A 21,242-nucleotide genomic window follows, 5' to 3' on the forward strand; every position below is an offset into this window, starting at 1 on the left:
AGACCGGACTCAGCAAGACCCGCATCGGCCCTTACCCACTACGGGGCACACTGCCCGCCTACCCGCTCCCCACCCCACGATTGGAAAACGCTGTGAACACAGGAAACAAGCTGCGCCCCGGGGCGCTCATTGCCGCTGCTGTTGCCGCGGTTCTCGCACTGTCCGGCTGCGGCGGAGCCTCCTCCGCCTCGTCGTCGCCGGCGGACAACCCCTACGGTCTGATCGAGCCCGGCACCATTCGTGTAGCCAGCCTCGGTGACTCCAAGCCCTACACCTTCGCCGACGCGCAGGGGAACTTCACCGGCTTCGACGTCGAACTCTTCAAGGATGTCGCCCACCGCGCCGGTATCGACAAGGTCGTCTTTACCGGTCAGGACTTCTCCGGGCTGCTCGCCGCCGTCGCCAACGGCCAGTTCGACGCCGGCGTCGCGGCGATCGGCATCACGGACAAGCGCAAGCAAACCGTCGACTTCTCGGATGGCTACCTGGCGGGCTACCTGACCGTCATCACCACCAAGAACTCGGGCATCGCCAACGCTGACGCGCTCGCCGGAAAACGCCTCGGTGTCGTGCAGGGAACGCTCCAGGAGGCCTACGCCGTCAAGAACTTCACCTCGGCCAGCCTGGTGCGCTTCCCGGACAACAACACCGCTATTTCTGCCGTGAACAGCGGATCCGTGGACGCCCACTTCCTGGACTACGAGGCAGCCAAGGCCTACGAAGAGAAATACGGACTGGTCAGCGCGGCTGACATCCCGTCCTTCGACGCCCCCGCCGGGTTCGCCGTGGCGAAGGGCAAGACGGCCTTCAAGGACGCGCTTAACAAGGGACTGTCCGCCGCCATGGAGGACGGCACCTGGAAGAAGCTGTACCAGAAGTGGTTCCCGGGATCGCCGATGCCCAAGCAGTACCTGCCGAAGGCCGAGCAGGCGGCAAGCCCGTCGCCGAGCCCCACGTCCAGCAAGTAAGCCGCACGGCGGACACCTCCGGCAGCCGCCCCGCTGCCACCTGACCGGGCGGGCCGCACCACGCGGCCCGCCCGGGATCCACAAGCTACCTACGTCTGAGAGACACCATGGACTGGTTAAGCACCATCACCCGCACCTTTTTCGACTTCGGCGCAATGGCCGAAGTGCTGCCCCAGCTTCTGGGAGTCGGCCTCCTCAACACCCTCATAATCTCCGTCGCCGCCACCATCCTCGGTGTTGCCCTCGGCATGGTCGTCGCCGTGATGGGGATATCCCCGTCGGCCTGGCTCCGTGTCCCGGCCCGGATCTACACGGACCTGTTCCGCGGGCTGCCGGCCATCCTGACCATCCTGCTGATCGGCCAGGGATTCGCCCGCATCAGCCAGTCGATATTCGGCCCCTCGCCCTACCCCCTGGGAATCATCGCGCTGAGCCTGATTGCCAGTGCCTACATCGGCGAGATTTTCCGCGCCGGTATCCAGAGCGTGGACAAAGGCCAGGGCGAAGCCTGCCGGGCGCTGGGCATGAGCTACGCGAAGTCGATGGCTCTCGTGGTTGTCCCGCAGGGTGTCCGCCGGGTCCTGCCCGCCTTGGTCAACCAGTTCATCGCCATTGTGAAGGACTCCTCGCTGGTCTACTTCCTGGGCATGCTGGTCTCCGAACGGGAGCTGTTCCGCGTCGGCCAGGATGCCGCCGTCCTCTCCGGCAACCTCTCCCCGCTGGTCCTGGCCGGGATCTTCTACCTGGTGGTCACGGTCCCGCTGACCCACCTGGTCAACTACTTCGACAACCGCTTCCGCACCGGCCGACGCCGCCCAGCCGCCCCCAGCAGCGGCCTCAAGGAAGTCAACGAACTCGCCGCGGCCTCACCGCTGACCACCGGGAGCAACACATGAGCCTCGCAAGCAACACCGCCAGCAATACCGCGCCGGACATTGAGACCTTCCACGGTTCCAGCCTGGAACTGAGAAACCTGACCATGGCCTACGGGGACATCGAGGTGCTCCGGAACGTCAGCCTCAACGTTGCGCCGGGCACCACCACCTGCATCATCGGGCCCTCCGGCTCCGGCAAGTCCACCCTGCTCCGCGGGGTCAACCGGCTGCACGAACCCAAAAGCGGGGACGTCCTCCTGGCCGGTGAGAGCGCCCTGCAGGTCAAACCGGATCTCCTGCGGGCCCGCATCGGCATGGTCTTCCAGCACTTCAACCTCTTTCCGGACCACACCGCCCTTGAGAACGTCGCCCTGGCCCTCTGGAGCGTCAAGGGAATGCCGAAAGCCGAAGCGCGGGAACGCGCCCGCCGCCGCCTCGCCGAGGTGGGCCTCGCCGAGCGCGCCGACCACCGTCCCCGGGACCTCTCCGGCGGACAGCAGCAGCGCGTCGCAATCGCCCGCGCCCTGGCTATGGAACCGGAAGTCATGCTCTTCGACGAGGCCACCAGCGCGCTGGATCCGGAACTGGTCAAGGGCGTGCTGAACCTCATGGCGGGACTGGGCCGGCGCGGCATGACCATGTTGGTGGTCACGCACGAGATGGGCTTTGCCCGCAAAGTCGCCGATCAGGTCGTCTTTATGGACGAAGGCGAAGTCGTCGAATCCGGCACCCCCGCCCAGCTCTTCGACAACCCGCAGAGCGAACGGCTCCAGCGGTTCCTCTCGGAGGTGCTGTGATGGGCAGCGGCGCAGCGGAGCCCATCCGTACCGCCGTCGTCGGCTTCGGTGTCTCCGGCAAGGTCTTCCACGCGCCGCTGATCGCGGCTCATCCCGGCTACTCTCTGGACGTCATTGTCACCGCGGATCCGGCCCGTGCCGGGGAGGCGGCCAGGCTCTACCCGCACGCCCGGATCGTGCCGACGCCGGAGGCACTGTTCACCCTCGCCGGAAGCCTGGACCTGGTTGTTCTCGGGACGCCTCCGCAAACCCACTACGACCTCGCCGCAACGGCAATGGACCGCGGCCTGCACCTCGTGGTGGACAAACCATTCGTCACCAGCCCGGCCGACGGTGAAGCTCTCATCTCCCGGGCGGCCGACGCCGGCGTGCAGCTCACGGTCTTTCAGAACCGGCGCTGGGACGCCGACTTCCTGACGCTCCGGGAACTGGTTAGGAAAGGAGCGCTGGGCGACGTCCGCAGCTTCGAGTCGCGCTTTGAGTGGTGGCGGCCGGACGGTTTCGGGAACTGGCGGGACACTGCAGCGGCGTCCGACGGCGGCGGCATCCTCAACGACTTGGGCGCCCACCTGATCGACCAAGCCGTCCAGCTGTTCGGTCCCGTCGCGGAGAGCTACGGGGAGACCGCCAACCACGGACACCCAGACGGCGCCGATACCGAAGCCTTCGTGTCCCTGCTCCACGAATCCGGAGTCCGCTCACGGCTCTGGATGAACGGCATGGCGGCCCGGGTCGGCCCGCGATTCCACGTTCTGGGCTCCAGGGCCGGGTACACCAAGTGGGGTCTGGACAGTCAGGAACCCGCGCTGGCAGGCGGCATGTTGCCGTCGGATCCGGCCTACGGCGTGGAGCCCGAGGACTCTTGGGGGGTCCTCGGCGTAAACGGAACCTCCGAGGCGGTGCCTGCCCGGCCGGGCGCTTACCCCGAGTTCTATACCCGGCTGGCCGCGGCGCTCCGAGGGGAGGGCCCGCTGCCGGTCGACCCCGAGGAGTCACTTGAGGTCCTGAGGGTTATCGACAACCTCCGCGCCTTCGCCTAGCCATACCTCGCGCCGCCCGGGCAATGCCAGCGCGAAATTTCAAGCACCCATTACGGAACGAAAGGGAGACCCATGTCCTCCACGCCCTCAACCAAACGAGTCGCCGTCATCGGCGGCGGTATCCTCGGCGTCTCCACCGCCGTCCACTTGCTCCGCGAAGGGGCCTCGGTGGTCCTGCTGAGCGAACACGGCCTGGCCAGCGAGGCCACCGGCCGCTCGCTGTCCTGGCTGAACTCCGCCGGAGAACGCTCCACCCCGTACCACCAACTCCGGGTCGCCGGCGTGGACCGCTACCGAACCCTCTTCGCTGCGGATCCGGACCGGGACTGGCTGCAGTTCGGCGGCGGCCTCATGTGGCACGCCGCGGGACAGCAGGCTGCCACCCTCGCCCGCCATGACTACGAGGAGTCCATCGGCTACAACTCCAAACTGCTGGCGCCCGAACAACTCCCTTCAGCCGTTCCCGGCGTCGACCCGGATGCCGTGCCCGAGAGTGCCATCTTCAACCCCGGCGAGGGGTGGGTCAGCCTGCCTGAACTGGTGGAGTTTCTGATGGAGGAGTTCCACGAGCTGGGCGGTGAACTGGTGCTCAATGCCGGCAAGGTCTCCGTCGCGGTCGACGCCGGGCGGGCCAGCGGCGTGCAGACGGCCGCTGGCGATACTTACGCAGCGGATGCCATCCTGGTGGCGTGCGGCGCCGCGACGCCCGCAGTCGTCGCTCCCCTGGGCGTTGACATCCCCAACGCTTCCCCGGTCTCCATGCTGGTTCTGACCAAGCCAGTGGATCACGGACTGAAGGCCGTGCTGAACACCCCGCGGGCGGCCGTGCGGCCAAACCCCGGAAACGCCCTGGCCCTGGACCACGACTGGTACGAAGAGCACATCAGCGAACACGCCGACGGTACCTTCAGCATTTCCGACGACGTGGTTCAGGAACTCGCCGATGAAGCGTCCAAGCTGATCGCCGGCCATCCTGAGCTCAAGCCGGCCTCGTGGAAGATCGGGTACAAGCCCATCCCGGGCGACGGCGAACCGGTCCTTGGGGAGCTCGGCCAGGTGCCAGGTTGCTTCGTGGCCTTCACCCACTCGGGGGCGACGCTTGGCCTTATTGCCGGCGAGCTCCTCGCGGGCGAGATCATGACCGGGAAGAAGCACCCCATGCTCGCCACCTTCCGGCCGGCCCGGTTCTCCTGACCGGTGGGCGGCTGTGCCGCCCGCTCGCAAACGCGACGACGACGGCGGGAAGCTCCCGCCGTCGTCGTCGTCGTTTAGTGCTGCGCTGTGTTCTTAGGCGGAGGCCGAGTCCAGGTTGGCCGCGCCGTGGTCCAGGCTGAGCGTGAACGTGTTCGGGCCGCTGGCGTGGACCGCGATGTTGGACTTCGCGGTGTTGTGCCGGACCGAGAGATCGTGGACCAGGGCGTCCAGTTCGTGGTGCATCGTGGAGCGGTCCCAGAGCTTGTGGGTGACAGTGTTGGCAGTTTCAAACGTCATTGTTCAGTGCTTCCATTCATGAATCCGGGTGTCCGGCTGCCGCACCGATGCGGAGCCGCCGTAGGCCAAACCAGGAACGCCTGAGACCGTGGGCAGCTCTGCGAGCTCACCGGTTTGGCCTCATTGCGTCCACCAGGATGGTGCCCCTGATTCGATTCGGACGCGGAGCGTCGGAGCGAACCTCGGGGCTGCGCGGGCGGGGATTCGAGCCCCTGCCTGCCTTTTCATGATGCACAGCGCCGAGTGGCCGGCTCAAGCCAGAGGGCGATTATTGCGGGTGAGACTGGTCACAGCCGCAGACGGCAGGTGCCGGATGGGCGCGGCGTTGAACAAATCTGATCGGATCCGGTGTCGCATGGGCGGACCACCGATTGCCGCGTGCAAGAATCACTGCGTGAATACCCCCGAACCAGCGATCGTCGACTGGCCTTCGCTGCTGTTCGCGCTTCTTATCGATTCGCTTCTGGTCTGGGCTCCGACCGTATTGCTGTTCGTACTCGCGCCCGGCCGCTGGATCCCTCTTGTCTTGATCCTCTTCACCGCCTTGGCCACCAACTGGGCGCTCTATGCCCGCGGGACTTCGCTTGGCAGCTACCTTGGCGGCTTCCGGCTTCGTACCCGCCATGGCCAGCCGCCGGGGCCGGCCTACGGGCTGATCCTCACAGCGCTGACCTTCCTGTCCATATTCGTAATTGCCGCAGTCATCGCCGTCAGCTTCACCCCGAGTGGCAATGCGTCCAGCCCGCTGGGCAGGCCGGAAAGCCACCCCCTCTTCGGAGAACGAATCCGGCGCAGGCGCTTCCTGCAGTCCGCGGACGACTACTGGGAACGCTGGGCGGGTTGAATCCGGCGGCCCCAAAGACCATCGAGCAGGCGCATTACTTGCAGCGGGCGCTCGAAGGTGGCGAAGTGGCCGCAGCGCGGGATCGTCACCAGTTGGGCGTGCGGGACCACTTCGCCCAAACGGTGCAGATCGGACTGCGGGGTGAAGACATCCACGTCCCCGCGGGTCGCCAGCACCGGGCAGCGGATGCTGCGCCACCGGTTCAAGTCGTAGTGGGCCGCGGCCCGGGCGGCGGCGGAGAAGCTTGCCGGGCGGGCGTCATCGCCAAGCCCGCGCACAACCCCTGCGGGGATGGCTGCGGGAGCTGCGAAAAACGGGGACATCAGTGGCCGCATCACGGGAGCCCTGCCGGTCGCACGTACCAGCGCTGACCCGGCCGGGCCGAGGGCCGCCAGGGTGCGCATGAGCAGGAGCATGCCCACGAACGCCGGGAGCCTGACGAGGCCGCGCAGCGGGTTCCGGGCCGCCTCGGACACACCGAAGGTGGTAGCCGAAATGGCGGCGACGCTGACCACCTGCTCGGGCCAGGCCGCGGCGATATGCAGCGCGAGGAAGCCTCCCATGGAGTGCCCCACCAGATTCCACCGACGGTACCCGAGCGAGTCGAGGATCCCCGCGACAGCCCGGCCCGCGGCATCGATGCTGAAGTGTTCCATCCGGGCATTTTCGGTGGATCCACCCCAGCCCGGCAGGTCGATCAGCACCCGCGCCCGGTCCGGCACTCCGGCGAGCAAGGGCTGGAAGGTGGTCCAGGATCCCGCGGCGCCGTGAAGGTACACGTCCGCAGTAGCCGACGCCGGCCCTCGTTGCTTGAGGCCCGACTGGACATGCACAGTGCAGGGACCCAGTTCCGTCGGGAGGACATGCCGCCACAGCATTGTTGCCTCGGCGGCAGTCGCTTCCTGCTGAACGCGCATGGGCCCCCTCTGCTTTCGGTCTCCATGTTGATTCGGAGCCGAGCTGGTGCCGGACCGGACGCGCGGCGCCTATCGAACCGATCGAATGGGCGGCAGGCAACAGGCGCCGGGTGACCTCAGACGTCGATGGTGACGACGGCGCGTTCCCCTGTTGCATCCGCCCGCGCTCCGGTTTCCGAGCTGACGGCCCGTGAGACGCAGCAGCACATCTTCGCCGCAGCCTGCTGCTGGCGCTCGCTGTAGAACACGTCGCGGTGGTCGACGGTGCCCTGCAGGCCCAGCAGCCGCACTTCACAGAGTCCGCATTCGCCCTTGCGGCAATCGAACATCATGTCCACTCCCGCGCCCTCGAGGGCTTCCAGCATGGACTCGCCGGGACCGACGGTCGTCTCCACGCCCAGCCGGGGGACGCGGACGACGAACTCCTCCGGGTCGAACCACCCGCTGTTGCCGAAGGTCTCGTACCTCAGGTTCGGCACGCTCAGGCCGCGCGTGTCCCAGCCGCGTTTGACCGCGTCCATGAGCCGGATCGGTCCGCACATGTAGAGCTCCGTCTCCGGATCCACCCCGGCCAGCAACTCATCGACCTTCAGCGCCGTGCCCTCGTCATCCACGTGCACCCGCAGCGCGTCGCCGTGCAGCGCTTCCAGCTGGGGCAGGTAGGCCATGGCGGCGCGGCTGCGGCCGGCGTAGACCAGGGTGTAGTCCGCCTTGATGTTGCGCAGCACCCGCGCCATGTTGACCATCGCGGTGATCCCTATGCCCCCGGCCAGAAGCACGTAGCGCGGGGCGCCCACCCGGAGCGGGAAGTTCTGCAGCGGCTGGGTGATCTCCAGTTGGTCCCCGACTTCCAGGCCCTGCATGAAGACCGAGCCGCCCCGGGACTGCGGCGCCCGGAAGACGCTGATGGCCACGCGCCGGCCATCCTCGCTGGAATCCACCACGGAGTAGGAGCGCTTGTGGCGTTCCCCGTTGATCGTGACCATGACGTCGATATGCGAGCCGGGCTCCGCCTTCTTCGGTAGCGACTGGGACAGGACCAGGCGCCGGGTTTCGGCGGTGACGGACTCCGCCTCGACGACGGTTCCGGTCTGCCAGACTTCGATGTTGCTTGCTGCCATGACTTTCTTCTAACTTCTCGCTGGGCTGGAGGGGTCCGGGCTGGACGGGTCTGGGGTCGGTCAGACGGTGGGAATGAGCCGGCCCTCGGCGGCGAGCTGGCGCTCGATCAGCCTGCGGACCCACATCCCGCCGGCGTCGATGTTGAGGTTGTAGAACTCGTAGTCCGGGTTCGCGTCGATCGCCTCCTGCTGCGCCTTGAGCATGGCCTCGTCCTCGCCGAAGACGCCGTGGACGCCGTTGCGAAGCTGGGTGGTGATCAGCTGGCTCTCCAGCCGGTAGTTGCGCATGAAAGCCCAGAAGTAGTGGCAGGTCTTGGCGGTTTCGGGGGAGATGGTGTTCATGACGAAGCCATTCACGCCCTGGCTGCGGTCGCCTTCCGGCGCCCCGGTGCCTGCCTTCGCGACGCCGACGTCGATGTTGATCGTCGACGGCGACTGGAAGGTGATGATCTGCCAGCGGTCCACCTTGCCCTCGAAGCCAGGGAACTTGTCGCGCATGTTCTTGAGCCAGAACGGCGGCGCGTCGATGTCGAGCATCCAGCGGGACACGGTGACGGTGTCGCCGTCCTGGGTCACCTTAAAATCGGACTCGCTCAGTTCGTCCTGCCCGATCGAGGACGAATGGACGAACTCCTCGTGGGTGAGGTCCATCAGGTTGTCCAGCACCAATTGGAAGTTGCACGGGGCAAAGATGGTCTCGCCGTCGCCGGCCCATTCATCCGAGCTCATCTGGTGCATGTCCGGGACCAATGTTGGGTCGGCCTGGGTCGGATCGCCCAGCCAGACCCAGACATACCGGTACCTTTCGATTACCGGGAAGGACGGGACCGTGGCGCTGGGGTTGATGGTTTCCTGCGCCGGCATCGAGACACAGCGGCCGGCGGAGTTGTAAACGATGCCGTGGTACGGGCACTGGATCTCATCCCCGGCAAGCGTCTTGCCCATGGAAAGCGGAGCCAGCCGGTGCCAGCATGCGTCCGCCAGCGCCACGGCCTTGCCGTCCTCCGTGCGGTACAGGGCGAGCGGGCGGTCCGCGATCCGCCGGGACATCGGCTTCCGGGTCACTTCATGGTCCCAGGCGGCTACATACCAGGCATTAAGCGGGTACCCCAGCACCTTGTTGGTTGTCGAACTAACGGACTGCATCATCGCGGTCATGTCATTCCTTCGCTATATCTATCTACATAGGTAGTGGTCTGCGTCACAGCATAACTATGTTCATAGGTAGTGGCAAGGGGTGAGTTTCCGACGGCGGGCGTGCCGGGGCATGCGAAAGGCCCGGAAGCCCTGCGGCTTCCGGGCCGTTCTCCGGTCAGGATTCCAGTTTGTCGATCAGTTCCAAGCCGCGCCTGGCCCACTGGATTTCGGCGTTGGCGCGCTCGATCATGCCCTCGTAGGTGAAGATCTTGTAGCCGGCAATCTTGGCCCTATCGGCTTCAGGCGCCGCCTCCAGGCGGGTTGCCAGGATGGGATTGCTCCGGTCCTCCAGGGCGGCAATCATCTCCTGCCACTGCTGTGCGCGCGAGGAGTGGTAGGCGATGTGCGCCTGCATCTGCGCCCGCGCGGCATCCGGCTCGGCCCACTCCAGGTATGCCGCCTTGAGGTGGATCGGGTCCCGCTCGCGGGTGTAGTCGAGGGTGGTGTTGATCCAGGCGCGGAAGGCCTCAACGCCCTCCGGGGTGATGTGGTAGCGCTTCTTCTTGCCCTTCTTCCCCCAGGCTTCCTCGACGCCGCGCAGCAGGCCGTCCTTTTCCATGCGGCGGAGCTCCGGGTAGATCTGCGAGTCCGGAGCGTGCCAGACGTAGCCGACGGATTGTTCGAACTGCTTGAACACGTCGTAGCCCGTCAGGGGCTGGGATGTCAGCAGGGCAAGCAGGGCGTAGCGCAGACTCACCTCGCCACCGGTCCTTTCCATCGGGCCCGTCGGCCGCATCGCGACATACGGGCCCTGCTTCATCAAAACTCTTGTCAACTAACTATGTTCATAGTTAGGCTGTGTCTCACGCCACATCTAGCTATCAGTATAGATAGTTGTCCGGCTACCGGGAGTTCGACGACGATCCCCGGCGGCGGGCTTTGGCACCGAAGGCGCACACCCGCCGTTCGGCACGCAACTTTGTACCCGCCCGGACTGTCCGCGGCCTCCAGAAAGTAGTCTCATGCAACTCCAAGAACGCATCGACGCGTCCCGCATGTCCCTGTACCAATGGCTGATCGTCGGATTGTGCATCATCCTTAACGCCCTCGACGGCTTCGACGTTCTGGCCATGGCTTTCACGGCCAACAGCGTCACGCGCGAGTTCGGCCTCAGCGGGGCCGAGCTGGGCATCCTGCTGAGCTCCGGCCTGGTCGGCATGGCCATCGGGTCGCTGGGCCTTGCACCGTTCGCCGACGTCATCGGCCGCCGGCCCATGGTCTTGGTCTCCGTTGGCCTTGCCACCGCCGGCATGCTGCTCGCCTCACTGGCACATTCGGCAGTGGAGTTGGGGATCTGGCGCGTCGTCACGGGCCTGGGCATCGGCGGCATCCTGGCCTGCACCAACGTGATCGCCAGCGAATACTCCTCCAAACGCTGGCGCGGGCTGGCCATCAGCATCTACACGGCCGGCTACGGCATCGGCGCGACGCTGGGCGGCGCTGCCGCGGTCTCCCTCCAGGCAAACTTCGGCTGGCGCTCGGTCTTCGTGTTCGGCGGCATTTGCACCGGCGTCGTCCTGGTCCTGCTGGCGGTCCTGCTGCCCGAATCGGTGGACTTCCTGACCAGCCGTCGCCCGCGCAACGTCCTCGATCGCCTCAACAAGATTGCCCGCAAGATCGGCCAGCCCGAACTGACCCAGATCCCCGCGTCCGCCGCAGTGGCGCTGCACAGGAACAAGCTTTCTGAACTCTTCACCGCCGGCAACCGCCGTTCCACCTGGCTCGTCTGGCTGGCCTTCTTTGCCACCATGTTCGGGTTCTACTTCGTGAACAGCTGGACGCCGCGGCTGCTCGTCACCGCCGGCATGACCGAGAGTCAGGGCGTGATCGGCGGCCTCATGCTCACCCTGGGCGGCACCTTCGGTTCCCTGCTCTACGGCCTGCTCACCATCCGCTGGAACAGCCGCAAGGTGATGATCGCGTTTGCGGTCCTCTCGGCCGCCACCATGGTGATGTTCATCTCCACCGCGGGCATCCTCGCCCTGGCGTTCGTCGCGGGCGGCGTCGTCGGCATGCTGATCAACGGCTGCATCGCCGGCATGTACACCATCACCCCCGCCCTGTACGGCGCGTCCGTCCGGAGCACCGGCGTCGGCTGGGCGATCGGAATCGGCCGCGTCGGCGCCATCGTCGCCCCGCTCATCACCGGCGCCCTGCTGGACGCGCACTGGACAGCTTCCATGCTGTACATGGGCGTCGGCGCCGTGGTTCTCGTGGCGGGCGGCGCCGTAGCGGCGATGCGCCCGGCGCGGCAGGAGCCGGTTGCGCAGGACGACGTGGCGGAGGAAGTCCCGCTGTCCGTCTGACCGGAATTCGGCCGGCGCGGTTGCCGGCAAACCACGCAAGCGGACGACGGCGGGAAGCTCCCGCCGTCGTCCGCCTGCGTTTTGAGGGTCTCCCGGGGCGGCGGGGCTGCCTCCAGCCCCCGGGAACACGGCGAACTACGCCGTTGTTATTAACAGCGGACCTAAAATGACTAAGAGATATACAGCACTGATAATCCCGGCCCGGATCAGCGAACCTGTCCGGGTGGAAACCATCGAAACCGACCAGCGAACCCTACAAGGGCTGGTGGGCGGAGACCTTGAAAGAGTCAGCCGCGGAAACTGGCACGTCTACCTCAACGCCGAAGGCGTGATTACCCAGCTCCCGGCGAACCTGCGCGCCGCCCAACTGATGAACGACTGCGGCCTGGACCTCGCCGGCGTCGCGCGGGGCACCGCCGTGATCCTCGGCCATGGTGGCCATGGCGAGGACGCCGACGTCCCTGAGCACCTGATCCGGCTCGCGGAAGAGTTCTTTGACACCCGGCTGATCGCCTGAGCAAGGACCGGCAGCGCGGCTGACGGTCGCGCCGTAACCACGGCCGCTCCGTCCAGCCCGCTAGTCTTCAGCTCATGGTGCCGGAAATCCCCCTCGCGTTCTGTGCAGTGCTCGGAGCACTTGCCGTGTTTCAGTTGCTGCTGATCGTCGGGCTGCCGCTCGGCCGGTTTGCCTGGGGCGGCCAACGCGCGGTGCTTCCGGCGCGGCTCCGCGTCGGAAGTGCCGTGTCGATCGTCGTTTACGCTGCCTTTGCGCTGGTTGCCCTGGACCGGGCGGAATTCATTTCAGTCCTGCCAGCGCCCTCCATTGCGGTGGTGGCTATGTGGGTGATCGCGGCCTATTTGCTGTTCAGCGTCCTGCCCAACCTTGCCTCAAAGAGCAAGGACGAACGGCGTGTCATGGTCCCGGTGTCCCTTGTGCTGGCCGGCCTGGCGTTCCTGGTAGCCCTGGGCTGAGCTGCGCGGGGCTGGGCCAGGGCGTCGGCCTTAGCCGGCCAGAAAGCTCTCGACAGCAGTGAACGCCTGGACTTGGGACGACAGGGAAGCGCGCCAATCGTTCGGAATTTGCAGGGAGTGGTCGGCACCCGGGATTTCGACGAACGTGCCTGCAGTCTCGGATAAGCCGTCGATAACCCATAGCTTGTCTTTGGAGCCGCCGATCAGCAGATCACGTTTCCGAGTGCCGGTAAGCGTTCTCCGAATCACCCCATCCGTGAGGATAGGCGTAAGCCAAACACCCGGTACTTGAGCCTCTTCTGCCCAAGGAATAGCGAGGGTTCCAAATGATTTGGCCACGATGAGCCGTTCGGCGGCGCGCGGGGCCCCGGCAAACGCTTGTTCGACCGCCCGGGCGGCGAAGCCGCGGGGATCATCGCCGGGCTCGTCGTCCTCGGTCCAGCGGATTCCGTGAACTTGCCATCCGCGGTCCTTCAGCTGCTCCGCGGGCCAGAACAGTAGGGGAGATTCGACTTTGTAGCCCGCCCCCGGGACAAGCACGGCGACCTTGGGTTCACCTTGGGGATCGGACGCGCAGCCTGGCCAGAGGAAGGTCTCCATGTCGAAGATCCTAGGGTGTTTGATTCCTGGAGGCGGGTATTGCGCTTCCATGAGCCAGCACAGAGACGCCACCCGGCCATCGCCGGGTGGCGTCTCTGGATGGCCGCCCGCCTTCGGCAGGTCGCGGCGCGTGTTACCTCCGGCGGCTGGGGTCGCCGTCGTTGTTGGTGATCGACGCAACCGCGCCGGTCTGTTCGTCGAGCAGCACCTTGCCGGTGCGCTGCTTGTTGAAGTTGAACATGCCATTCACCGAGCCGGCGGTGGCGTCGGCGGAGGCGTCGCCGATCCGGCCGGTGTGCCAGTTGTCCTCGATGAAACGCAGGATCGAGGCCTGGTCAGTCTCGGTGTGGTCCACGAAGTTCTTTTTCGCAAAGGGGGAAATAACGACCAGCGGCTGGCGCGGGCCCGGGCCGCAGCGGTCGGCATAACCGCCGGCCATCGGGACGCCGCTGGCCGCGGCGCTCTGGCACCACGCGGCGTCGTCGGCACTGTTGGAAGAGTTCTTCACCTGGGCGGCGACGTGGTCGTACCAGCCGTCCGAGTCGTCGTAGGCGAGCACCACGGCCGTGTTCTCCCAGTTCTTGGACTTCTGGATCTGGTTGACGGTGTTGGTGATGAACTTCTGCTCGTCGACCGGGTCGGAGTAGGCGGCGTGGCCGTCCTGGTACATCCCCGCCTTCAGGAAGGAGACGGCCGGCATGTTGTCGGTATTGACCACCTTGTTGAAATCGGTGAGGTCGTACTGGTGGTTGGCCCTGCCGTTGTGGCCGATCTCTGCGTCCGACGCCGGCGCCACGTGGTGCGGGTTGGCGGTGGACGCGTAGTACTGGAACGGCTGGTGGTGGGGGGAGTAGTCAACGACGCTGGCGCCGGCGGCGTTCGTGTGGCTGGACAGGCACGACGCCGGGGTGGTTCCGGTCGCGGGCGTGGTCGGTGTGAAGCCGCCCTGGAACCAGCCCCAGGACGTGCCCTTTGCGCTGAGCAGGTCGCCGATGTTCTTGCCGTTCAGGCCGGCCAGGTTGCCAGCCTTGGCGTGGCTGTTGTTCGAGCAATCGTCATAGACCGGGTCCGGGTCGTTGATGACCGTGCCAACGCCGTTCGCGTCTGGCTGGCGGACAGTGCTGCTGCCGCCCGCCGGCGTGGCCACGGGCTGCCCGGCAGCAGTGTATTCGGTGGCCCCGTGGGTCTGGCCGGAGACCAGGTTGAGCGCGCCCGGGGTGGAGGGCCCGAATACGGTGCTGAAGTGGTTGTCGCTCATAGCGTAGTTCTGGGCGTAGTTCCAGATGCCCGTGACGGTGTTTCCGTCGTAGTAGTCCATCGTCAACCCGGGGCGGCCGTACTGGTTGGTACCGCAGGAGTCCCGGCTGGTGTACTCAACGAATTTGTCCATCGCGCCGCCGTTGTAGGCCTTCTGCTCGGCGCCGTAGTTGTGGTCCTGGTCGCAGGTGACGGCCTGCATTGGCGAAAGCCGGGCCGGCTGCGCGGCGTTCGGGTTGTCCGGAGCCAGCAGGCCCGCGGTGGCGAGCGTGTTGATCTTCTTCGGCGTGTTCTTGGCCGCGGTGAACGCAGCCGCCTTGGTGCCGGTGCCCTGCTGGGTTTCACCGGGAATGTTGGCGGCCTTCGGATAGGTGGCGAAGTAGTGGTCGAACGAGACGTTTTCCTGGAAGATCACCACCACATGCTTGATCGGCGTTGCGGTTCCTTCGTGTTTTTCGCCGGCGGATGCCGGGCCCACGCCAACGCCGATCAGGCCGGCGGCCAGCGCCGATGCCGCCAGAGCGGTGGCGCTCGTGGCGGCAACGAAGCGTTTACGGGTGAAGCGGTTAGGGGAGAAGTGCTGCAAGGGGGTATCCAATCGTTTCTTTTCCAAGGCGTTGGGCGCGCTACTTGGCGGGGGCGACGGTGGCTTCGTAGGTGAGGATCTCGGTGCCGTTGCCCTCGTCACCGTTGTCCGGGGCCAGCTTCAAGGTGAGGTGGTTCCCGTCGGCGGTCATTTTGAACGGGTTGCGGGTTGCCACGTGCCCGGCGGTGGACCACTGCTGGAACGGGACGTCGCGGGTCACGCTGCGGGTCTTGAGATCGATCATGGCCATCCCGCCGAGTTCGTAGCTGGCGCCGGGGCCGCCAGCTCCGGGGGCCTGCGGGAGGTTGGTGATGCCCCCACAGAGCATCTTCGAGGTCGGCACGTACTGGCAGTCCTGGTAGTCGATGAAATAGTTCGGGTTCTGCCAGGTGGAGAGCTGCCTGCCGCGCAGGTCCCATTCGGCGAAGCGCCGCGATCCCCAGGTGTTGCCCACGAGGTGGCCGGTCTGCTTGTCCATGACGATGCCGCCGAAGTGGTCTTTCACCTCGAACTGCTTGTGCACGTCGAGGGTTTTTGCGTCCACCCGGTAGATGATGGCGCTGCTGCTGGGCCGGTACTGGGCAACAGGGACCCAGACGTTGGCGCCGTCGAAGTCGATGCCGCCGGGGTGGTACATGTCGCCCTCGCCCAGGATGATGTCCTTCTGCAGATTCCCGGCCTTGTCCATGACGAACAGGTGGCCGACGCCCTTGCCCGCCGTGCGGTCGAATCCTCCCTGCGGGGACGGGAACTTTGTGGTCGGCTCGATGATCTGCACGGCCGAGAGGAAGATGTGCTCCTGGCTGAAAGCGATTCCTTCCGTGTGGTACGTCGGAAACTTCAGCTTCAGCTTGCCGGTCTGCTGCCAGTTCGTGCTGCGGTCGACGCCGTTAAAGGCCTCGGCCAGCGCGCTGTCCGTTTCGCGGTGGCTGCCGGAACCGGCGCTGTTTGCGTTGGGCCGATCGTTGGTGCCGGCGGCCTGGGCTGCCGCCGTGCCGCCGATTGCGGACGCCGCCAGGACGAAGGCTGCGGCGGCCGTGAGGATGCCTCGGGTTCGAGTCGCGCTCATGGGGGAGCCTCTCAATGGATGGTTCTCAACAGGACCACCCCAAGTTACTTATCGGTAATGAACCCTTGATGGAGGGCTGGTAAACAGCCGGCTTCCCCCATGGCGGCGGCTTTGCCGGCAAAGGGTCGAGGATGGAGGCACGCTTCTGCGCCGTGTTGTCCACGCGAGCGGACTGAGCGCGCCTAGAATTGGCCAGATGATGCCAGAACCAATCCGCGCCGCGAACGGGAAGAATTCCCTCCGCATCAGCGACGGCATCATCGAGTCCGTCTGGGCCCCCGGCTCGTTTGTCGACGTCGGTGACGCCCGGGATGCCATGCGGGCCACCGAGTTGATCAGCCAGGGCCGGCAGATGCCGATGCTCTCCGTCATGACTGACGTGGAAATCAGCGCCGCCGCCCGGTACGAGTTCGCCAAGTCTGTCGACGTTCTCGCCATTGCGGTCCTTGGCTCCAGCGCTGTCGACCGCGTCGTGGCCGCTGCCACGAGCCGGGACACAAAATACCCTCACGAATTCTTCACCTCTCGGCCCGACGCCGTCGCGTGGCTGAGCGGCTTTATCGAGAGCCCGGCAGAACTTGGGACGGACGACCTGGAAGCCTCGGTTCCCAGGCCCGCCTCGCACTAGCAGCCGACCGCCCTCGCCGCTGCCTCGATTTCGCACACCCGCGCCAAATAGCCCGGAACTGCTACGCTCCACGTATCGGGCCGGACCTGCGGCTACGGGTTGAGGAACGGCCGGCAACAACTTCAGTTGTGAGCGAGGGAATCAGCATGACGGTTGCCGAAATCCAAGTGGACCAGCGCGTGATCGGGATCGACTCGCGGCGCTTCGCCTCGGTGGAGAAAGCGCTCGTGGAGCTGATTACCAACAGCGACGACAGCTACGCGCGGCTCGAAAAGGCCGGCGCCCACGTCAGTGGCCGGATCCATGTCCGGTACGAGCGGCACCTCACCGGGGCCGTGCTGATGGTCAGCGACCAGGCGGAAGGGATGTCCTTCGATCAGGCCGGCCGGATCCTCAGCTACGGCGGCGCGCACAGCCCGCTCGCGCGCGGCGAGGGTGACGGCCGCGGCTACTTCGGCCGCGGCCTCAAGCAAGCGATCTTCGGCCTGGGCCACGGTTGGATCGAGACCATCCAGGGCGGCCGCTTCACCCGGATCGACGTCTTCCGCGGCGAGAACGGCGGCTACCTCTACGACGACGGCGGCGAGGACCGCCGCGCGTTCCCGGCCGACTACGCCCGGCTGGGGATCGACGAAGCACCGGCTGCCAGCGGCACCCGGGTGAGCATCGTCGTCGACAATCCCCGCGTCCGGATCACCCAGTACAGCACCCTGCTGCAGTCCCTGTCCGACAACTTCTACCTGCGTGCGGTGCTGGGCCGGCGCAGCGTGGAGCTGGAGCACGGCCAGCCCGGATCGGGCGACCACCGAAGCGAGCCGGTCAGGTTCCAGGAGCCGCCGGCGGACCTGCTGCTCGGCCCGGACCAGGGCGGAAGCGTCAGCTTTGAAGGCCGGGCGTATCCGTTCACCCTGACGTTGAAACGCGCCACAGGGACCGAGCTGACACTCAAGGGAGACGAGCGCACCAACGGCCTCGTCGTTCTGTCCGGGATGGCCGCACTGGATTGCCAGCTGTTCGCGTTCGAAAACCAGGTGGGCACCGAATACCTCTTCGGCGTCGTATCCTGCGACGCGCTGACCGGGATGCTGGGCCGCGGCCGGGCGATCATCAGCGACGAACGCGAGGGACTGAACCCCCGGGACCCCTTTGTGGCGGCGTTTTCCGAGGCCGTCAGCCGGATGATCGCCGGCGCCGTGCAGGCCGAGAAGGAAAAGCTCACGCATCTTGAGCGCGCCACCACCTCCGGGCGCACCGCCGAAATGATCGAGCACCTGCTGCAGCACATGAACGAGGCCGCCGTCGTCGACCTGGGCCTGGAAACCTCCCCGGCGCCCGGTGGCGGCTCCCCTGCGGGGGAGCGGCCCGCGGCGTTGCGCTTCACCACCCCCTTCTACTACCGTCCGCCGGGGCATCCGTTCCGTGTTTCCCTGCTGCTGGATCCGGCCCGGTTGCCCGACGGAATGCTCACGTTCGAGGTGGACCTGCCCGGCACGCTGCGGATCGACCCGGAACCTGTCCCGATCGCCGTCGGCGCGCTGGGGGAAGCGCGGCGGCTCGAATGGACCGTGACGGGGGAGCGGCCGGACGAACGGGGCCAGGTGACCGTCCGGGCCGGCGACTACTGGGCGTTGTGCGAAATCGTCATCGCCGAACACGCCTCGCACCGCAGCGCCGACCAGCCCCCGCATCATGCGGTGCCCGCCGATGCGCCGGTGCAGCCGGCGGCGCACCCGGAGGCCCGCCGCCCGAGCCGGGACCACGGCGTCGACCTCTTCACCGGCTACGAGTTCCGCAGCCTGCACAACAGTGCCGACCGTGCCGTCTACAGCGTGGACGAACGGAAGGTCATCATCAACACCGCCGCGCCCACGGTCCAGCTGTACGTTGACGGCCGTGGACGCTTCCGCGATTCGGCGCGCCTTTTGTTGGCCGAACTCTTCCTGGACGTGATCGCGGACGAGCTAGCCCGGCGCCGCGTGGAGCAGCACGGCCACGCCGGAGACCTCGAAGCTTTCAGGAGAGCCAAGCGGGACATCATCGGCCGCTACGGCAGCGACATCCACCGGACGTTCCTGGGGTGAGGCGCACGGCCACCCATTGACACTCCTTTGGCGCGGGCCTATTCTACAACCAAATGGTTGTAGATCAGTTGAGTGACGAAGCAGTCGACCGCTTGTTCCAGTCGTTCGCCGACTCGACCCGCCGGGACATCGTGCGCCGCGTGACGGTGGGGGAGTACTCCGTTTCCGGGCTCGCCGCGCTCTACGCCATGAGTTTCGCCGCCGTACAGAAGCATGTGGCGGTGCTGGAACGCGCTTCCCTGGTGACCAAGGAGAAACGCGGAAGGGAGCAGATCGTGCGGGCCAACCACGCGGGCTTGCACAAGGCCCGCAGTCTGCTCGATGAGTACGAGGTCATTTGGCGGCAGCGGACCGAACGGATCGCCGAGTTGCTGGGGCAAGCGGATCCACAAACCAACCAGAAGTCAGCAGGCAAGGCAGAAGGCACCGAAGCAGAAGCATAGGAAGGGTTCGACATGACAGTCATCAGTTCAGTCAAGAATCTTGAGGCCCTGAGCCTCAGCGTCGTCGCGGAGTTCGACGCCGGCGTCGAGCGCGTCTGGCAGATCTGGGCGGATCCGCGCCAGCTCGAGCGCTGGTGGGGCCCGCCCACCTGGCCGGCCACCTTCGAGAAGCACGACTTTGTCCCCGGCGGCGAGGCGAGCTACTACATGACGGGACCGGACGGGGAGAAAGCCCGCGGCTGGTGGCGCTTTGTCGCCATCGATGCCCCGCGCGGCCTGGAGTTCGACGACGGCTTCTCGGACGACAATGGCGAGCCGGTGGCCGAGATGGGCACGATCCATGGCGTCGTGACGCTGGAGCCGACCGGCGACCGCACCCGGATGACCGTGCTGTCCACCTTCGAGACGGAGGAGCAGATGGAGAAGATCGTCGCCATGGGAATGGAGGAGGGCATGAAGGGCGCCCTCGGCCAGGTGGACGCGATCCTCGCCGAGCACGCCAACGCCTGAGCGACGGGCGAACGTGCCACAGCGTTAACCAGGAGGACGACGGCGGAACTCAGCCCGCCGTCGTCCTCTGGGTTTGAACTAGTTGTTCAAGGCCGCGTACAGGTTCAGGCTGGCCGAGAACACCAGCCACGAAACGTACGGCAGCATCAGCACCCCGGCAGTCGTGCTGATCGGCCCGAAGTGCAGCACGGCCACGGTCGCGAACGCGGCGTGGGCGGCGATCACAAGCAGCGCCAGCCACAGGGCCGCGGTGCCCATCACCGGATAAAGGCCGAAGAACATCAGCGGCCACAAAAGGTTCAGCAGCAGCAGCCCGCCGTAGACTCTGAGCGCCGCGCGGCGCGGGAAGAGCCGTTGCCGCCACACCAGCCAAGCCGCCACGGCCATGGCCGCGTAAAGTACCAGCCACGCCGAGCCGAACATCCACCCCGGCGGGGTCCACGGCGCCGTGTCCGCGGCCGCGTACCAGTCGCTGTTCATCCTGATCGGCAGCGAACCGATTAGCGATACGGCCAAGGAAGCCGCCAGAAAACCGACGAGGGCCGCAATTTGCTGCCGCGGCGGGCGGGTGCCGGGGGCACGGGTGCCCGGGGCGCTTTGTTCAACGTTCAAGAGCACTGACCCACTGTGGACAACCGTGCGCCCTCCCGTCAAACTACGACGGCGGGACCTTGCGCAGTCGTCACCGTCATCTACGTCTGGAAGGACATCATGGGCAACGAAGCTTCATGGCAGGAAACCATCACTCCGGGCCGTTTTGCCGGCAGGACCGTTATCGTCACGGGCGCCGGCTCCGGCATCGGCCTGGCCACCGCGCTGCGCGTCGCGAAGGAGGGCGGCAAGGTCATCGCGGCGGACATCAGCAAGGAACGTCTGGATGACCTCGTGACCCGGAACGCGGGTCTGGATCTTGTGCCGGTGGCCGGCGACATCTCCACCGAGGAAACGGTCGCCGCCGTCGTGGCCGCCGCGGGCGGCCGCGTGGACGCGCTCGCGAACGTCGCAGGCATCATGGACAACTTCGCCCCGATCCACGAGGTGGACGACGCCGTCTGGGAGCGGGTCTTCCGGATCAACGTCACCGCCCTGAAGCGCCTGACCCGCGCCGTTGTGCCGCTGATGCTCGAGGCCGGCACCGGCTCCGTGGTCAATGTGACTTCCGAGGCCGGGCTGCGGGGGTCCGCCGCCGGCGCCGCCTATACCGCGTCCAAGCACGCCGTCGTCGGCCTGACCAAGAACTCCACGGTGATGTACGGGCCGAAGGGGCTGCGCTTCAACGCGGTGGCGCCCGGGGCAACGATCACCAACATCGTCGCCGACTGGGGCTCCCAGCTGGCCGCCGAGCGGCTGGGCCCGCTGATGGGCGCCAACATCCCGACCCCGGCCACAGCGGCGCAGCTGGCGGCCTCGATCACCTTCCTGCTCAGCGACGACGGCACCAACGTCAACGGTGCCATCCTTGCGTCCGACGGCGGCTGGTCCGCGCTGTAGGACGCCCAACTGACTGGCAGTAGTTGACGTTTTGAGGGCTCATAACGAC

Annotated in this window: 23 protein-coding genes; 14 read left to right on the top strand and 9 right to left on the bottom strand. The window is 66.4% G+C overall.

The window, feature by feature from the left end:
• Positions 1-80: 80 nt before the first annotated feature.
• The 5 genes from AC1DGE_RS04090 to AC1DGE_RS04110 all read left to right on the top strand — a co-directional run bounded on the left by AC1DGE_RS04090 (position 81) and on the right by AC1DGE_RS04110 (position 4,874).
• Positions 81-968: an ABC transporter substrate-binding protein gene (locus tag AC1DGE_RS04090; RefSeq protein ID WP_441416711.1), complete on the top strand. Its 888-nt coding sequence runs from the start codon at positions 81-83 to the stop codon at positions 966-968.
• A 107-nt stretch (positions 969-1,075) separates the two neighbouring features.
• Complete coding sequence (locus AC1DGE_RS04095; RefSeq protein WP_175323740.1) at positions 1,076-1,864, top strand: amino acid ABC transporter permease; 789 nt, start codon at positions 1,076-1,078, stop codon at positions 1,862-1,864.
• Positions 1,861-2,640: an amino acid ABC transporter ATP-binding protein gene (locus AC1DGE_RS04100; RefSeq protein WP_346957928.1), complete on the top strand. Its 780-nt coding sequence runs from the start codon at positions 1,861-1,863 to the stop codon at positions 2,638-2,640. Before AC1DGE_RS04095 ends, AC1DGE_RS04100 begins: the two co-directional genes overlap by 4 nt.
• A complete protein-coding gene (locus AC1DGE_RS04105) occupies positions 2,640-3,680 on the top strand; it encodes a Gfo/Idh/MocA family protein (protein ID WP_476891967.1) in 1,041 nt (346 codons plus the stop codon). The genes AC1DGE_RS04100 and AC1DGE_RS04105 overlap by 1 nt, the downstream gene beginning before the upstream one ends.
• A 72-nt stretch (positions 3,681-3,752) precedes the next feature.
• Positions 3,753-4,874: an NAD(P)/FAD-dependent oxidoreductase gene (locus AC1DGE_RS04110; RefSeq protein ID WP_476891968.1), complete on the top strand. Its 1,122-nt coding sequence runs from the start codon at positions 3,753-3,755 to the stop codon at positions 4,872-4,874.
• A 93-nt stretch (positions 4,875-4,967) separates the two neighbouring features.
• Here the strand turns inward: AC1DGE_RS04110 and AC1DGE_RS04115 are convergent, their stop codons facing one another.
• Positions 4,968-5,171, bottom strand: coding sequence for a hypothetical protein (locus AC1DGE_RS04115; protein WP_476891969.1), 204 nt, complete (start codon positions 5,169-5,171; stop codon positions 4,968-4,970).
• Positions 5,172-5,565: 394 nt separating this feature from the next.
• Here AC1DGE_RS04115 and AC1DGE_RS04120 point away from each other — a divergent pair, with 394 nt between their 5' ends.
• Positions 5,566-6,015: an RDD family protein gene (locus AC1DGE_RS04120; protein WP_476891970.1), complete on the top strand. Its 450-nt coding sequence runs from the start codon at positions 5,566-5,568 to the stop codon at positions 6,013-6,015.
• On the opposite strand, the gene AC1DGE_RS04125 is transcribed toward AC1DGE_RS04120, so the two are convergent.
• From AC1DGE_RS04125 to AC1DGE_RS04140, 4 genes are all read right to left on the bottom strand, one after another.
• Entirely contained in the window at positions 5,991-6,932 is a 942-nt protein-coding gene (locus AC1DGE_RS04125) for an alpha/beta fold hydrolase (protein WP_441416716.1), read from the bottom strand. The two genes, AC1DGE_RS04120 and AC1DGE_RS04125, sit on opposite strands and share 25 nt — an antisense overlap.
• Positions 6,933-7,048: 116 nt before the next feature.
• Positions 7,049-8,053: a PDR/VanB family oxidoreductase gene (locus AC1DGE_RS04130; protein ID WP_441416717.1), complete on the bottom strand. Its 1,005-nt coding sequence runs from the start codon at positions 8,051-8,053 to the stop codon at positions 7,049-7,051.
• A 60-nt stretch (positions 8,054-8,113) separates the two neighbouring features.
• Positions 8,114-9,211 carry an aromatic ring-hydroxylating oxygenase subunit alpha gene (locus AC1DGE_RS04135; protein WP_476891972.1) on the bottom strand — a complete coding sequence of 366 codons (1,098 nt, stop codon included), beginning with the start codon at positions 9,209-9,211 and terminating at the stop codon, positions 8,114-8,116.
• A gap of 154 nt (positions 9,212-9,365) precedes the next feature.
• Positions 9,366-9,947, bottom strand: coding sequence for a PadR family transcriptional regulator (locus AC1DGE_RS04140; RefSeq protein ID WP_441416719.1), 582 nt, complete (start codon positions 9,945-9,947; stop codon positions 9,366-9,368).
• 265 nt (positions 9,948-10,212) lie between these two features.
• Between AC1DGE_RS04140 and AC1DGE_RS04145 the strand changes: the two genes are divergently transcribed.
• The 3 genes from AC1DGE_RS04145 to AC1DGE_RS04155 all read left to right on the top strand — a co-directional run bounded on the left by AC1DGE_RS04145 (position 10,213) and on the right by AC1DGE_RS04155 (position 12,528).
• The gene (locus AC1DGE_RS04145) at positions 10,213-11,556 is read left to right on the top strand and encodes an MFS transporter (RefSeq protein WP_441416720.1); all 1,344 of its coding nucleotides are present in this window, start codon (positions 10,213-10,215) and stop codon (positions 11,554-11,556) included.
• Between the two features lie 166 nt (positions 11,557-11,722).
• Entirely contained in the window at positions 11,723-12,073 is a 351-nt protein-coding gene (locus AC1DGE_RS04150) for a DUF3846 domain-containing protein (RefSeq protein WP_441416721.1), read from the top strand.
• A gap of 74 nt (positions 12,074-12,147) precedes the next feature.
• Positions 12,148-12,528 carry a hypothetical protein gene (locus tag AC1DGE_RS04155; protein WP_441416722.1) on the top strand — a complete coding sequence of 127 codons (381 nt, stop codon included), beginning with the start codon at positions 12,148-12,150 and terminating at the stop codon, positions 12,526-12,528.
• Between the two features lie 30 nt (positions 12,529-12,558).
• Here AC1DGE_RS04155 and AC1DGE_RS04160 read toward each other — a convergent pair whose 3' ends face one another.
• From AC1DGE_RS04160 to AC1DGE_RS04170, 3 genes are all read right to left on the bottom strand, one after another.
• On the bottom strand, positions 12,559-13,128 hold the full coding sequence (locus AC1DGE_RS04160) for an acyl-CoA dehydrogenase family protein (protein WP_441416723.1): 570 nt from the start codon (positions 13,126-13,128) through the stop codon (positions 12,559-12,561).
• 133 nt (positions 13,129-13,261) lie between these two features.
• Complete coding sequence (locus AC1DGE_RS04165) at positions 13,262-14,983, bottom strand: phospholipase C (protein ID WP_476916971.1); 1,722 nt, start codon at positions 14,981-14,983, stop codon at positions 13,262-13,264.
• A 28-nt stretch (positions 14,984-15,011) separates the two neighbouring features.
• The gene (locus tag AC1DGE_RS04170; RefSeq protein WP_441416725.1) at positions 15,012-16,040 is read right to left on the bottom strand and encodes a DUF6454 family protein; all 1,029 of its coding nucleotides are present in this window, start codon (positions 16,038-16,040) and stop codon (positions 15,012-15,014) included.
• A gap of 196 nt (positions 16,041-16,236) precedes the next feature.
• Here AC1DGE_RS04170 and AC1DGE_RS04175 point away from each other — a divergent pair, with 196 nt between their 5' ends.
• The 4 genes from AC1DGE_RS04175 to AC1DGE_RS04190 all read left to right on the top strand — a co-directional run bounded on the left by AC1DGE_RS04175 (position 16,237) and on the right by AC1DGE_RS04190 (position 19,702).
• On the top strand, positions 16,237-16,668 hold the full coding sequence (locus tag AC1DGE_RS04175; protein WP_441416726.1) for a DUF7793 family protein: 432 nt from the start codon (positions 16,237-16,239) through the stop codon (positions 16,666-16,668).
• Between the two features lie 146 nt (positions 16,669-16,814).
• A complete protein-coding gene (locus AC1DGE_RS04180; RefSeq protein WP_476916972.1) occupies positions 16,815-18,749 on the top strand; it encodes an ATP-binding protein in 1,935 nt (644 codons plus the stop codon).
• A gap of 53 nt (positions 18,750-18,802) precedes the next feature.
• Positions 18,803-19,192 (top strand): ArsR/SmtB family transcription factor, encoded by a 390-nt coding sequence (locus tag AC1DGE_RS04185; protein WP_476916973.1) that lies wholly within the window; start codon positions 18,803-18,805, stop codon positions 19,190-19,192.
• 12 nt (positions 19,193-19,204) lie between these two features.
• Positions 19,205-19,702 (top strand): SRPBCC family protein, encoded by a 498-nt coding sequence (locus AC1DGE_RS04190; RefSeq protein WP_441416729.1) that lies wholly within the window; start codon positions 19,205-19,207, stop codon positions 19,700-19,702.
• A 78-nt stretch (positions 19,703-19,780) separates the two neighbouring features.
• On the opposite strand, the gene AC1DGE_RS04195 is transcribed toward AC1DGE_RS04190, so the two are convergent.
• Entirely contained in the window at positions 19,781-20,320 is a 540-nt protein-coding gene (locus AC1DGE_RS04195) for a TspO/MBR family protein (RefSeq protein WP_476891973.1), read from the bottom strand.
• Between the two features lie 93 nt (positions 20,321-20,413).
• On the opposite strand from AC1DGE_RS04195, the gene AC1DGE_RS04200 reads away from it, so the two are divergent.
• Positions 20,414-21,193: an SDR family NAD(P)-dependent oxidoreductase gene (locus tag AC1DGE_RS04200; protein WP_476891974.1), complete on the top strand. Its 780-nt coding sequence runs from the start codon at positions 20,414-20,416 to the stop codon at positions 21,191-21,193.
• The last annotated feature ends 49 nt before the right edge of the window (positions 21,194-21,242 follow it).

The sequence above is a fragment of the Arthrobacter sp. 05N425 genome (assembly GCF_056397125.1).